The 14,093-nt window shown below is 72.0% G+C and carries 10 protein-coding genes and 1 tRNA gene; 7 read left to right on the forward strand and 4 right to left on the reverse strand.

Translation table 11 applies throughout. From position 1 onward, the window contains the following. On the reverse strand, positions 1-1,223 hold a 1,223-nt coding region (locus BN1056_RS06260; protein ID WP_210579836.1), incomplete at its 3' end, for a cysteine desulfurase family protein. Between the two features lie 41 nt (positions 1,224-1,264). On the opposite strand from BN1056_RS06260, the gene nudC reads away from it, so the two are divergent. Then, a complete protein-coding gene (gene nudC / locus BN1056_RS14960; protein WP_210579837.1) occupies positions 1,265-2,407 on the forward strand; it encodes an NAD(+) diphosphatase in 1,143 nt (380 codons plus the stop codon). Between the two features lie 93 nt (positions 2,408-2,500). Further along, positions 2,501-4,618: an ATP-dependent helicase gene (locus BN1056_RS06270; protein WP_210579838.1), complete on the forward strand. Its 2,118-nt coding sequence runs from the start codon at positions 2,501-2,503 to the stop codon at positions 4,616-4,618. A gap of 29 nt (positions 4,619-4,647) precedes the next feature. On the opposite strand, the gene BN1056_RS06275 is transcribed toward BN1056_RS06270, so the two are convergent. Next, positions 4,648-5,652, reverse strand: coding sequence for a Rossmann-fold NAD(P)-binding domain-containing protein (locus BN1056_RS06275; RefSeq protein WP_244671550.1), 1,005 nt, complete (start codon positions 5,650-5,652; stop codon positions 4,648-4,650). Between the two features lie 122 nt (positions 5,653-5,774). Next, positions 5,775-7,025 carry a YlbL family protein gene (locus tag BN1056_RS06280; protein WP_425306110.1) on the reverse strand — a complete coding sequence of 417 codons (1,251 nt, stop codon included), beginning with the start codon at positions 7,023-7,025 and terminating at the stop codon, positions 5,775-5,777. Positions 7,026-7,198: 173 nt separating this feature from the next. Here BN1056_RS06280 and BN1056_RS06285 point away from each other — a divergent pair, with 173 nt between their 5' ends. Then, complete coding sequence (locus BN1056_RS06285; protein WP_210579840.1) at positions 7,199-8,662, forward strand: zinc-dependent metalloprotease; 1,464 nt, start codon at positions 7,199-7,201, stop codon at positions 8,660-8,662. A gap of 73 nt (positions 8,663-8,735) precedes the next feature. Here BN1056_RS06285 and BN1056_RS06290 read toward each other — a convergent pair whose 3' ends face one another. Next, positions 8,736-9,317 carry a PPA1309 family protein gene (locus tag BN1056_RS06290; RefSeq protein WP_210579841.1) on the reverse strand — a complete coding sequence of 194 codons (582 nt, stop codon included), beginning with the start codon at positions 9,315-9,317 and terminating at the stop codon, positions 8,736-8,738. Between the two features lie 250 nt (positions 9,318-9,567). Between BN1056_RS06290 and BN1056_RS06295 the strand changes: the two genes are divergently transcribed. From BN1056_RS06295 to BN1056_RS06310, 4 genes are all read left to right on the forward strand, one after another. Continuing rightward, a complete protein-coding gene (locus BN1056_RS06295; protein WP_244671552.1) occupies positions 9,568-12,966 on the forward strand; it encodes a UPF0182 family membrane protein in 3,399 nt (1,132 codons plus the stop codon). Between the two features lie 96 nt (positions 12,967-13,062). Further along, positions 13,063-13,139 (forward strand) — tRNA-Met (locus BN1056_RS06300). 416 nt (positions 13,140-13,555) lie between these two features. Then, positions 13,556-13,789, forward strand: coding sequence for a helix-turn-helix domain-containing protein (locus BN1056_RS15050; RefSeq protein WP_425306111.1), 234 nt, complete (start codon positions 13,556-13,558; stop codon positions 13,787-13,789). Further along, positions 13,786-14,016 (forward strand): hypothetical protein, encoded by a 231-nt coding sequence (locus BN1056_RS06310; protein WP_210579845.1) that lies wholly within the window; start codon positions 13,786-13,788, stop codon positions 14,014-14,016. Before BN1056_RS15050 ends, BN1056_RS06310 begins: the two co-directional genes overlap by 4 nt. Positions 14,017-14,093: the final 77 nt, after the last annotated feature.

Genomic DNA, 14,093 nt, shown 5'->3' on the forward strand with positions numbered 1-14,093 from the left:
CCCCGCCGCTGGCGGGCCCGGCGGGCGGTGTTAATGGCGTCGGGCAGGGCCGCCAGCAGGCGCTCCACATCCTCGGCGCCCGTCTCCCGCCCCATGGAGCAGCGCAGCGTCGCCCGCGCCGCATCCTCCCCGTAGCCCATCGCCAGCAGCACGTGGCTCGGCCGGGAGACACCCGCATGGCAGGCCGACCCGGCGGACACGTCGATGCCCGCCATGTCCAGCGCCATCAGCAGCGCCTCGGCGTCGGCGTCCTCAACCCACAGGTGGGCCGTGCCCGGCAGATGCGCCGCATCATCGGGCAGGGTCGCGTGCACGCCCGCCAGCGCCGTCGCCCCCGCCAGCAGGCGCGTCCGCAGCGCCTCCAGCCGCGCCGCCTCCGCCGCCCGCTCGGCCACGGTCAACTCCACGGCCAGCGCCAGCGCCCGCGCCCCGACCACGTCCTGCGTGCCCGAGCGCAGCCCCCGCTCCTGGCGCCCGCCCCCCATCGGCGCCACCAGGGAGAAGTCTCGCCGCGCGATCAGGGCGCCGACGCCGACCGGCGCGCCGAGCTTGTGCCCGCTCAGCGACAGTGCATCCAGCCCCCAGCCGTGAAAGTCCAGCGGTATCCGGCCCACCGCGGCCACCGCGTCGGTGTGCACGGGCACGTACCCGTCCGTGCCGGGCCGGTCGGTGCCGGTCGCGGCGCGCACCGCCGCCACGATCCCGGCCAGGTCCTGTACCAGGCCGGTCTCGTTGTTCGCCGCCATCACGCTCACCAGGCAGGCGCCGCCCGCCAGCGCCGCGCGGAGCTCACCGGCCTCCACCCGCCCGGCTCCGTCGACCGGCAGCGGCACGTACTCGGCCTCCAACTGCGCCGCCGCGGTGCGCGCACTGTCCAGCACCGCCGGATGCTCGATCGGGGAGGTGACCACGCGCGGACGCTCCACTCCGGCGGCACGGGCCGCCAGCACCCGACCGGCGACCGCCAGCGCGTCCGCCTCCGTGCCACTGCCGGTGAAGATCACCTCGTGCGGGTCCACGTTCAGCGCCGCCGCCAGCCGGGACCGCGCCTGCGCCAACAGCGCCCCGGCCCGGCGTCCCGAGGCGTGCTGCGCCGCCGGATTCGCCCACCCGCCCAGGCCATCGGCCAGGTCTCGGGCCACCTGCTCGGCCACCTCCGCCCGCACGGGCGTGGTGGCGGCATGGTCGAGGTAGACGCGTGCGGCGGCGCTCCCGGAACTCATGACGGCAGCGTATCCGCCCCGCCCGCGCCTAGGCTGCCCCCATGACCTCCACGCCCCGGCCCGCCGTCCCTGACGACCCGGAAGTCCCTGCCCCGACTCGCTCGTCGCGGACCGCAGCCCGCTCCCTGTCCCGGGCGACCACCGACCGCGACGCCTCCCGCCGCAGCCAGCCCGGCCTTATCGCCGCGCTCGCCGCCGACCCCGCCACCCGCCTGCTGCTGGTGGACGCCCGCGGCCGCATCGCCCTGGACGCCCCGGCCATCGGCGCAAACCTGCCCGACGACGGCCTCACTCCCGCCGCACCGCACGACCGCGACGCCTCCGTCTGGCGGTCCGGCCGCACCGCCTCCTCCGACGCCCGTCCCCGGCTCGCACCCCTGACCGCCGCGGACCTCGACGTCACCGGCCTGACCTGCTTCTACCTGGGGCGCGAGCAGGGCACCGGTACCGGCGACGCCGCCGGGGCCGCCTGGCTCGCCGTCGTCGTCCCCACCGACGACGTCACCTCACCCACCGACGCCGAGGGCGCCGGACACCCCCACCCGGCCCTCAGCGCCGTCCTGGACCGCTACCCGCTGTCCGCGCTGCGGGCCGTCGGCGCCGACCTGGACGCCCACGACGCCGGCCTGGCCACCCCCGCCAGCGCTCTGGCCGCCTGGCACGCCCGCTCCGGCTTCTGCCCCCTGTGCGGAGGCCGCACCCAGATCGTGCAGGCCGGCTGGGCCCGCCGCTGCACCAGCTGCGGCGCCCTCGACTTCCCCCGCACCGACCCCGCCGTCATCATGGCCGTCACCGACGACGCCGACCGCATCGTCCTGGTCCACGGCGCCACCTGGGACCACCACCGCTACTCCACCGTCGCCGGCTTCGTGGAGGCGGGGGAGGCCGCGGAGGCCGCCGTCGTCCGCGAGGTCGCCGAGGAGACCGGGCTGAAGGTCGCCAGTGTGGAGTTCGTCGCCAGCCAGCCCTGGCCCTTCCCCCGCTCCCTCATGCTCGGCTACCGGGCCCGCCTGGCCCCCGGCGAGCACCTGGCCCGCCCCGACGGCGCCGAGGTCACCGACGCGGTGGTCCTCAGCCGCGCCGAGCTCACCGACGCCATCGCCGCCGGCACCGTCGTCCTGCCCGGCCCCACGTCCATCGCCCGCATGCTGATCGAGGACTGGTACGGCGGCCCCATCGGCTGAACGCCTGCTCGCGCGGGCCGAGGCCGGGCCACCACGGTCCGCCCGAGCCGCGCCGGTCAATCGTGTCGGCCCGGCGTGGCAGGCTGGGCGGTGATGAACGACCACGCCCCGGCACCCGACGCCCCGCGCCCTGCGGGCACGCCCGGCGCCCTGCCCACCCCCGCCCAGCTGCTCGACGCCCTCGACCCCGACCAGCGGCAGGTCGCCGAGCACTTGGAAGGGGCCCTGTGCGTGTTGGCCGGCGCCGGTACCGGCAAGACCCGGGCGATCACCTACCGGATCGCCCACGGGGTGGCGGTGGGCGCCTACCAGCCCACCCAGGTCCTGGCCGTCACCTTCACCGCCCGCGCCGCCGGGGAGATGCGTTCGCGCTTGACGGACCTGGGTGTGCCCGGGGTTCAGGCCCGCACCTTCCACTCCGCCGCCCTGCGGCAGCTGACCTACTTCTGGCCCACCGCCATCGGCGGGCGCCGCCACGAGATCGAGCGGTACAAGGGCCGCCTGGTCGGCACCGCCGCCCACCGCCTGGGCCTGTCCGCGGACCGGGCCCTGATCCGCGACCTGGCCGCGGAGGTCGAATGGGCCAAGGTCACCATGACCCTCCCGGAGGACTACGCCCAGGCGGCCGCCGCCCAGGGCCGTGTCGGGGTGGGTGACCTCGACCCGGCCACCGTCGCCCAGCTGCTGGCCGTCTACGAGGAGGTCAAGGCCGAGCGGGGCGTGATCGACTTCGAGGACGTGCTGCTGCTCATGGTCGGCATCCTCAAGGATCGCGAGGACATCGCCGCCCAGATACGCGGCCAGTACAAGCACTTCGTGGTCGACGAGTATCAGGACGTCTCCCCGCTTCAACAACGGCTGCTGGACCTGTGGCTCGGGCACCGCCGCCAACTGTGCGTGGTCGGTGACGTCTCCCAGACCATCTACTCCTTCACCGGCGCCACCCCCGAATACCTCACCGGTTTCGCCTCCCGCTACGACGGCGCCCGCACCGTGCGGTTGACCCGCGACTACCGCTCCACCCCGCAGGTGGTGTCCCTGGCCAACCGGGTGCTGTCGCGCTCGCGGCGCGGCGCCGGGGCACTCGCCCTGCCGGCCGGGGCGGTGCAACTCCAGGCGCAGCGGCCCTCCGGCCCCGCGGTGCGCTTCGAGGCCTACGACGACGACGTCGCCGAGGCCGCCGGCATGGTCGCCCAGGTGCAGCGGCTCCAGGCCGCTGGCGTGCCGCTGTCGGAGATCGCCGTCCTGTACCGCACCAACTCCCAGTCCGAGGTGGTTGAGCAGGCGCTGGCAGACGCCGGCATCGGCTACCTGGTGCGCGGCGGGGAGCGCTTCTTCGAACGCGAGGAGGTCAAGCGCGCCATGGTGCTGCTGCGGGCCGCCGCCCGCACCGAACGCGCCGAGCTCACCGGGGATCCGGGCGCGGACGCCCGCATGGTGCTGGCCCGGGAGGGCTGGAGCGAGCAGCCGCCCGCCACCCGTGGCGCCATGCGCGAGCGCTGGGACTCCCTGAACGCGATCGTGGAACTGGCCGACCAGCTCGGCGAGCGGCGCGGCACCGACCTGGACGGCCTGGTGGCCGAACTCGCCGCCCGTGCGGACGCCCAGAACGCCCCCACCGTCGACGGCGTCACCCTGTCCTCCCTGCACGCCGCCAAGGGACTCGAATGGGATGCGGTGCTGCTGATCGGCGCCTGCGAGGGGCTGCTGCCGATCTCCCTGGCGGAGGGGCCCGCCGCGGTCGAGGAGGAGCGGCGCCTGCTGTACGTGGGCGTCACCCGCGCCCGCGAACACCTGGTCATCTCCTATGCGCGCGCCCGCAACCCCGGCGGCCGTGCCTCCCGCAAGCCCTCCCGCTTCCTGGACGGCATCTGGCCCACCGACGTCGATGGGCCCGCCCGTCGGCGCTCCGGCGCCGGCGGCGGGCCGCGCGCCCGCGCCAAGCAGGCCGCCGCCGAATTCGAGGCCGAGAACGATCCGGCCACCGTGGCCCTGTTCGAACAACTGCGCGCCTGGCGGGCGCAGGTGGCCAAGGACGCGTCCAAGCCCGCCTACACCGTGTTCGCCGACGCCACCCTGCGCTCGATCGCCATCGTCAAGCCCGCCGTGCTGCCCCAGCTGTCCCTGATCCGGGGAGTGGGGGCGGTAAAACTCAAGGAGTACGGGCCAGACGTGCTGCGCATCGTGCGCGAATTCGGCGCCGGGGAGTAGCACGCGCCCCGTTCACGTCTCTAGGGCCGTTACGCCTCTAATTCCAGGGCGGCGGAACCATCCGCGTCGGCGGGGGCGCCGACCGCCTCCGGCGCATCGCTCGCGTCCCCCGCGTCCGCGGGTCCTACGGCCAGCCGGCTGCACAGGCAGTCGGGGTGGGGCCGCCAGTGCCGCTCCACCCCCGCGGGATCGGCCGCGGACAGCTCCACGCTGCGTCCCTCCCACAGCGGCCCGCGCCCGGTGACGACGTCGATCGCCGCCCGCGCCGCCAGCGCCGCCGCCTGATGCAGCAGCAGTCGCTCCAACACCGGGGCCGGCAGCAGTCGCAGCTGCGTGGCCAGGGCCGGCCAACAGGGGTCGGCATCCCGCGCCCACAGGTCCAGGCAGGTGGTGCACACCGCTGACTGCTCGGTCACCAACGGCCCCAGCCGCACGCTCACCTCCCGCACCACCACCGGCAGATGGGCGATGCCCGCCCGTGCCAGGTCGCGGGAGCGTATCGGGTCGACGACGTGCCCGCTCAGGGAGACGACCACGTCCGGGCGCAGGTCCAGCGGAGCCCGGGTGCGCACCGCGGGGGACAGCTCGGCCGCCCAGTCGGCCAGCGCCTCGTCGTCGGGCAGGATGGTCACCACCCCGGCCTCCACCAGCAGGCGGATGATCTCCCTGGCCAGATCCCCGCCGCCCAGCAGCCCCACGCTGCTCGCCCGCAGCATGGCGGACCGCTCGGCCGCGTCGACGGCGAGCCGGTCCCAGTAGAGCGTGTCGGCGTCGTCCGTGGCCTCGGGGGAGGCGTCGATAATGCCGATTTCACGCAGGTCGCGCACGATCTCGCGCGCCCGTTCCAGCGGCACCCGGCTCCAGCGGGCGGCGCGGTAGATGCCGGCGGGCCGGATTTCCTCCGGCAGCCGGTCGAGCAGCAGCTGCTCCCCGTTGGTCAGCCCCGACAGGATCGTCGCGTGCCCCGGCTCGGCTCCGATCTGAGTCTCCCCGGGGGCGCGCCACAGGATGGGGGAGTGGCCGCGGATACGCATGGGTGCTCCTGTCTGCCCCCGCCGGCACCGGCGCCGGCGGCATCGGCCCCAGCATGGCACCGCCCCCCGCAGGTCCGCCAGCCGGGGCGGACGACCTGTGGAAAACCTCCCCGGGAGCGGGCTCAGTCGCCCGCGAGCACGGCCTCGCAGGTCAGCAGGTCGGAGGTGTCGTCGTCGGCGATCGCCTCAACGGCACGAACCGCCTCGTGCAGCGTGCCCACCGCATACACCTCCAGGCCGTCGGGCACGTTGCCCACCACCTCGTTGCAGTTGGCGGCCGGAGCCAGGAAGTAGTTCGACCCGTCCTGCTGCGCGCCCGCCATCTTCTGCTTGATTCCGCCGATCGCGCCGACCGTGCCGTCGACGGCAATGGTGCCGGTGCCGGCGATGTCCTTGCCGCCGGTCAGGTCGCCGGGGGTGATCTCGTCGATGATGCCCAGGGCGAAGATGGTGCCGGCACTGGGACCGCCCACGTCGGACAGGCCGAAGGAGGCCTCCACGTCGGAGTCGGCCCGGGCGGACAGGCTCAGCCCCAGCAGCGACCCCTCCGAATCCGGCTCGCCGTCCCCGTCGGCGTCCTGCGGGTCGATGGTGGTCAGCTCCACGTCCACGTCGGTGCCATCCCGGTCCACCCACAGGGTCAGGGGCGTGCCCGGGGGAATCGTGGTCATCAACTCCCGCAGCTGCGGATAGGAGGTGATGGTGGTCGTCTCGCCGTCGGCGGTGGTGATCGACTCCAGTACATCGCCGGCCTGGACGCCGACGCCGGCCTGCTCGTCCGCGGTACCCGCAATGGTCAGGATCATGCGGCTGGCCTGGCCCGTCTCCATGAGTGCGGCGACCACGGCGGCGTCCTGCGAGCTGGTCATCTGGGCCTGGTTGACCTCCTCGACCTGTTCGGCCGTCAGCGACTCCGGACACACCTGGTCCCGGTCCAGGACGGTCTTGTCGCTGCTCAACCAGGCGTCCACCAGCATGAAGAAGGTGACCGGGTAGCCCGGGCAGCCGGAGACGGACACGGTGGTCATGCGCAGAGCGCCGGTGGTGTCATAGGTGTCGGTGCCGGTGACGGTCAGCAGGTCCTGGTCGGCGCCGTCGGAGGTGTCGGCCAGCACGTTCCAGGTGGGGCCGGGCGCCTGAATGACCTTGTTGATCGGTACCGTGGCGCCCGCCACCACGAGCGCCACGACCAACGCCAGGCCGGCCAGCAGCCAGGCCCGGCGGCGGCCGCGGAAGATCCGCCGGGAGCCGGCCTTGCCGCCGGCCGCGCCGGCGTCCTCGGCGGGGGCGGTTGGCGAGTCGGGGTCCGGGGTGTCCGCGGCGGAGGTGCCGGCGTCGGGGGTGTCGGAAGGGCGTTGCGTCACGGGGGTCATCATGACCCGGATTCCTGAGAAGCGGGCGACCGTCGGCCTATGCCCGGCTGGGGATCCGCGGTGGGGCATGGCCGCCCACAGGAATGGATGACATGATCGGGGTGTTTCCACCAGGCGGCCGCCCCGCGGCCCGGGCAGCGGCGCACACGCGCCGGAATCACCGAGAGGAATCCATGAGCGAGGACCCCTTCGAGGAGATCGAGCAGATGCTCGCCGCCATGTTCGGCCCACAGATGGCGGCCGACGCGGTGGGGGCGTTGCGGGCCTCCGGCGTCGACCCCAACCAGCTGGCACAAATGAGCGGCATGGGAGACCTGTCTAAACTCACCCCGGCCCAGTTGGGCGGTCTGCAGGCACAGATGCAGCAGCTGTTCACCGGTGCGGGCACCGGCGCCGTCAACTGGAACATGGGGCAGGACCTGGCCCTGCGTACCGTCCGCAGCGACGGCGACCCGGTGGTCACCGCCGCCGAGGCCGAGCAGACCCGCAGCGCTCTGGCGGTCGCGGATCTCTGGCTCGACGCCGCCACCGACTTCATGCCCGCCCCGGGGCCGCGCGAGGCCTGGAGCCGCTCCCAGTGGGTGGAGCGCACCCTGCCCGTGTGGAAGGACGTGTGCGCCCCGGTCGCCGACGCCGCCACCTCCGCGCTTGCCAACGCCCTGGAGCACCAGATCGGCCGACTGTCCGACTCCGACGCCGCGGCCGCCCAGATGGGTGCGCTGGGCAAACTCATGCGCTCCATGGCCGGCACCGCCTTCGGCCTGCAGCTGGGCCAAGCCATCGGCGAGCTCGGGCGAGAGGCGGTGGCCGCCACCGACGTCGGCCTGCCCCTGACCCGCGAGCCCGGCACCGCGCTCGTGCCCACCAACGTGGCCGCATTCGCCGCCGAACTGGAGGCGGACGCCGAGCAGGTGCGGCTGTTCCTGGCAGTCCGGGAGGCCGCCGCCGCCCGCCTGTACGCCCACGTGCCCTGGCTGCGCAGCCAGTTGCTCGCCGCCGTGGAGGCCTATGCGCGCGGCATTGTCATCGACGTCGACGCCGTCGAGCAGGCGGTCGCCCAGGTCGATCCGAACGATCCCGAGGCCATCCGGGCGGCCCTGGAGTCGGGCATGTTCGCCCCGCAGGAGACGGACGCGCAGAAGGAGGCCCTGGAGAACCTGGAGACGCTGCTGGCGCTGGTCGAGGGCTGGGTCGAGGTCGTATCCGCCCGCGCCCTGGCCCCCCACCTGCCGCTCGCCGTCGCGCTGCGCGAGATGGTGCGCCGCCGCCGCGTCCAGGGCGGGCCGGCCGAGCAGGTCTTCTCCCGGCTGATCGGCCTGGAGTTCCGGCCCCGGCGCGTGCGCGAGGCCGCCCGGTTGTGGGAGAAGCTGGGTGCGGAGCTGGGGGATGCCGAGCGGGACGCCTTCTGGCGCCATCCCGACGTGGTGCCGACGGCGGCCGAACTGGCACACCCCGACGACTTCCTGACCATGCGGCGCGCCGCCCAGGAGATGGATGCACAGATGGATGCCGACCTGGCCTCGCTGCTGGACGGCACACTCGGCTACGCCGACGGCGCCAAGGATGCCGACGCCGGCCCCGGGGGCCAGGGCACCGACCGCTCCGACGACGACTCCGCCGACGAACCCGACGCCTGAGACTCGCCGAGGTCGATAGCAGTATCCGCTGCCGCTGAGACCGGTCGCGATGGCGCCGGCTCGGGCGGCGCGGCTACTGCAGCGTGCGGCGCAGCGCCTCCACCAGGCCGGGCACCAGATCGGCACCACCCGCGACCTCGTCGGCCGAGTCGTGCGAGCGGGCGCGCACGGCGCACCAGGACTCCCCGGAGCGCAGCACGCCCACGACCATGCGCACGTCATCCCGGTCCGGCCGGGACATCAGGTAGGCGGCGCGCTCCTGCGGGTCCTCGATCTCCGCCGCCGCCTGCTCCGCCGCGGCGGGCAGTACCACGCGTTCCGTGGCCACGGCCGTGCCATCGACCTCATCCGGCCAGACGATGCCGGCCAGCAGCTCCTCCAGGCTGTCCACGGGCGGGAGGTCCCCCTGCTCGATCGCGGTCAGTGCCTCCGGGTCGGTACGGGCCTCGGCGAGCGCGGCAGCATCGAGCATCCGCTCCAGAGTGGGGTCCTGCTCCAGCGCGGACGCCGTGCGCACCAGCGCGAAGACGCCGACGGGCGCGTCCCAGCCGGCCCGAGCCACATGTTCCTCAAGCTGGGCGACAAGACGCACGAGGGCGGCTTGGCGTGGCGTGGTCGTGCTGGGGGAGGTGGCCGGGGGCAACTGATCGCTCATGGCCTCATCGTCTCATCACCCACCGGGTGGGGAATCGCAACGGCCCGGCGGCCCCCACAAAGGGGCGACTGCGTACCCGCGTGAAATAGCCGTCGTTGCTTAGAGCCGGCGCAGCGACACCTATGGATGGACTGTTTTTTGTGAGGCCGACGTGACCTGTGCGACGATGGGCCGCGGTGGCGCCACCGGCGCCGGCCGCTGTGCGCCCAGTGCGCACGCACAATGACACGGAACGACACGGAGCGTGAGCGTGAGCACCAGGCCCGACGACGATCCTATCGACAAGCCCGACGACGAGTCCGGTTCCGCCGACTCCTCCGAGACTGACAGCCGCGATGACCGCGTACGCGGCGGCTTCTTCCAGTCCGACAGCCCTGAAGACCCGTTCATCCGGCCCCGGCGCGGCGCGAGCGACGGGGCGGGGACGACGTCGTCGCCGCACGAGCCGGACGACACCGGGGATGACGATGCGGACGAACCCGAGGAGACCGGCGCTTTCGCCTCGGCCTTTGACCCCTCCGCCCTGTTCGGCCTGGGTGCCTCCCGGCACCGCAGCGCCCCGGGCGGCGTGCCGCGGCGGCATCGGGGTCCCGGCGGTGGTTCGGGTTCCGCCAACCCGCCTGTACGCAGGAGCGGGGCCGGGGGGCGCCGTCGCCCCGGGCCATTGGCGCTGACCATCGGCATCCTCGCCCTGGTGGCCATCGTCATCGGGTTCCTGTCACGCACCTGGACGGAAGTGCTCTGGTTCAGCCAGCTGGGTTTCTCCCGGGTGATCTGGACCCAGTGGATCGCCGCGGGCGCCATGTTCGTGGTCGGCTTCGTCATCATGTTCCTCGCCGTCTTCGCGGCCATACGGTCGGCGTACCGCGCCCGCGAGATCGGCCTGCCGCGGGATGAGGCGGCCCGCAACCTGGAGGCCTACCGCTCTGCGGTTGAGCCCATCCAGCGGCAGCTGACCTGGATCGTGCCGGCGGTGCTGGCACTGATCAGCTCGGCCTGGGACGTCGCCCCCCGCTGGCGGGAGGTGCTGCTCGCCCTCAATGCGCAGTCATTCGGAACGACGGACCCGCAGTTCGGGCTGGACGTGTCGTTCTACGTGTTCATCCTGCCGGTGCTGCAACTGGTGGTGTCCTACCTGACGCGGGTGGTGGTGTTCGCGGGCATCTGCTCCGTGGTGGTCCACTACCTGTACGGCGGCATTTCCGTGTCCCGCACCCCGCACTTCACTCGGGCGGCCCGCATTCACATGACGGTGTTCCTGGCCCTGTTCGCGCTGCTGCGCGGCGGCTCCTACTGGCTGGGTCGTTACTCCGCCCTGTACGCCTCCAACTCGAAGTTCGACGGTGCGGGCTACACCACCGTTAACGCCTCCATCCCCGCCAGCGCGATTCTGGCGGCGATCAGCGTGGTGGTGGCACTGCTGTTCCTGTTCTCCGTGCGCACCAGCTCCTGGCGGCTGCCGATCACCGGGGTCGCCGTCATGATCGTCTCGGCGCTGCTGATCGGCACCGCCTACCCGGCCGTGGTGCAGAAGTTCGTCGTCGACCCCAACGCGCAGCGTGAGGAGTCGACCTACATCGACCGCAACATCAAGGCGACGCTGACCGCTTACGGGCTCGACGACGTCGAGACTACCGACTACGACGCCAAGACCACCGCCGAGGCCGGACAGCTGCTGGAGGATGCCGAGTCCACGACGTCGATCCGTCTGCTGGACCCGAACCTGGTCTCCCCGACCTTCCGGCAGTTGCAGCAGAACAAGCAGTACTACTCCTTCCCGTCCTCGCTGAATGTCGACCGCTACAACATCGACGGAACCAGCCGGGACACCGTGATCGCCGTGCGCGAGCTGAACCTCGACGGTCTGGGCGCCGACCAGCGGACCTGGGTCAACGAGCACACCGTCTACACGCACGGCTACGGCGTGGTGACCGCCTACGGCAACACCGTCGCTTCCGGCGGCTACCCCTCCTTCTGGGAGGGCGGGATCCCCTCGGTCGGTGACCTGGGGGAGTACGAGCCGCGCATCTACTTCGGCCAGGGCTCGCCGTCGTACTCCATCGTGGGTGGCGACGACGGCGGTAGCCCGCGCGAGCTCGACTACCCCGACGATGCGGCCCAGTCCGGTCAGGTCAACACCACCTTTGACGGTGACGGCGGCCCGGACGTGTCCAACCCCTGGAACCGGTTGCTGTACGCCGTGCGCTTCCAGGAGATGAACATCCTGTTCTCCCAGGAGGTCCGCTCCGGCTCGCAGATCCTGTACAACCGCGACCCGGCAGACCGGGTCGCCGAGGTGGCCCCGTGGCTCACCCTGGACGGCAGCCCCTACCCGGCGGTGGTTGACGATGACGACGACGCCTCCACCCCCAAGCGGGTCGTGTGGATCCTCGACGGCTACACCACCACCAACAACTACCCGTACTCCCAGCACGAGTCGCTGGAGGACACGATGAGCGACGCGACCTCCGAGTCCGCGCTGCTGGGAGCCCCGGAGGAGTCCAACTACGTGCGCAACTCGGTCAAGGCCGTCGTCGACGCCTACGACGGCTCCGTGACCCTGTACGAGTGGGACGAGGAGGACCCGATCCTGGCCGCCTGGGAGGCGGTCTTCCCCGGTTCGGTCACGCCGATGAGCGAGATGAGCAGTGATCTGATGGCGCACATGCGCTACCCGGAGGACCTGTTCAAGGTGCAGCGCACCGTGCTGGCCAACTACCACGTCACCGACCCGGAGGACTTCTACTCCGGCGGCGACTTCTGGAAGGTGCCCGACGACCCGACCAAGTCCGGCGACGACGCGCAGGCCCCCTATTACCTGACGCTGAAGATGCCAGACCAGGACGAGGCGACCTTCTCCCTGTCCAGCGTCTACATCATCGGCGGTAACACCGACCGCAACGTGCTCACCGGCTTCCTCGCCGTGGACTCCGAGACGGCCGGTGGTGAGGACGGCGGACGCAATCCCGACTACGGCAAGCTGCGGCTGTTGGAGCTGCCACGCTCCTCGAACGTGTCCGGACCCGGGCAGGTGCAGAACAACTTCAACTCCAACGCCACCGTCTCCCAGGTGCTGAACCTGCTTTCGCAGCAGGGCTCGGAGGTCATCCGCGGCAACCTGCTGACCCTGCCGGTGGGCGGCGGACTGCTGTACGTCCAGCCGGTCTACGTGCAGGCCTCCTCCGGCACGCAGTACCCGCTGCTGCGGGAGGTGCTGGTCTCCTTCGGTGACCAGGTCGGCTTCGCCGAGACCCTGTCCGAGGCACTGGACCAGGTGTTCGGCGGCGACTCGGGCGCCACCACCGGGGAGGAGGCCGTCGACGGCGACGCGGCGGCCGCCAACGACACCTCGGCGGAGACCGAAGAGGGTGCCGACCAGGCTGTGCCCACCGCTGTGCCGACCGAGCAGGCGAGTGCGGCGGCCACGCCGGAGGCGACCGCCGCGGCCACCTCGGGGGCGAGCACCGGTTCGGGCGATCCGGCCGCCGACCTGTCCACGGCCCTGTCGGACGCGCAGACCGCCATGGACGACGCCGAGCAGGCCATGCAGGACGGGGACTGGACCGCCTACGGCGACGCGCAGGACCGGCTGACTGAGGCGCTGAACCGGGCGGTCGCCGCCCAGCAGCAGCTCGACGCTCAGGGGTGACATGGGTGAATAAGTAGCGGAAGCGTCGTGGTGAGCAAGGGCACGTCGCCCGGGTTTGCGGTCCCGGCGGGCGCCGGACTAAAGTACTAACCACGACGCGGGGTGGAGCAGTTCGGTAGCTCGCCGGGCTCATAACCCGGAGGTCGCAGGTTCGAATCCTGCCCCCGCTACCACTCCGGAGGCCCCGGCACCAGCAGGTGCCGGGGCCTTCTGCTGCCCGGCCACGTACTGCGCAGGGATCCACGAACCGTCCGCCGCACGCACCGGCGCGAAGTCATCGATGCGCATGCCGAAGAGACCTGCCATGATGGAGAGTTCCTCGGCGGTCCAAGACACCTGTCCCCGCAGCTTCCGGCTGATAACTGACTGTCCGACGCCGAAGTAGCTGCCGAGCTCTTTACGAGTCATGCGATTTTCGAAGAGCAGCTGATTCACGGTTAGGCCTAGCGCCTCGTTGTACGCCGTTCGAGTGGGCGGTGTGGTCCTCATGAGTCCAGTCTAGCGCACGGTATGCACTACATGCAATACATGGATTGACGCACCTGTGTATTCATCCTATGCTGCGCTCATGGACATGGATGTGCGCGACATGCACGATCGTGGCGACGATGGATACATCACGCCCTCGCAGGCGGCGGCACTGCTCCCAGGTACCTCCGTGGATTCAATCCGGCGGTGGATCCGGACTGGCGCTCTGGCCGCACGAAAGCTACCTAACGGGCGATACCTGGTAAGGCGGATGGATGTCGAGGGGCTACTGCTGCCCGTTGACGCATCGCCTCCCTCGTCGGGTGAGTTGCCGGGGCAGGAGGCGCTGCTGTGAGCACTTACAGCATCTCTGGTGGGGGCGCCGATGACCTGGTGGTTGAGGTGCCGGACGATGGTGTGCCGCCGACGGCGGAGGAGGTAGAGGTGGTTGAGTCGGCGCGAGCTGAGGGCTACTCCTACTCGGTGGAGCAGCTGCGCTCGAACCGGCGGGAGGCGCTCTCGTCGCTGGCGGCGCTGATGGAGCGCCGGTCACGGCTCGCCGGGTCAGAGGGCGAGCCGTGACCGTGATTGAAGTTCACCTAGATCTCCCAACTCTCGTATCCGGCGCTGTAGACCGTTCCCTCTATCTGCTCTTGGCC

It is taken from the genome of Actinomyces succiniciruminis (assembly GCF_900002405.1).
In the GTDB taxonomy this organism is placed as follows: Bacteria; Actinomycetota; Actinomycetes; order Actinomycetales; family Actinomycetaceae; genus Actinomyces; species Actinomyces succiniciruminis.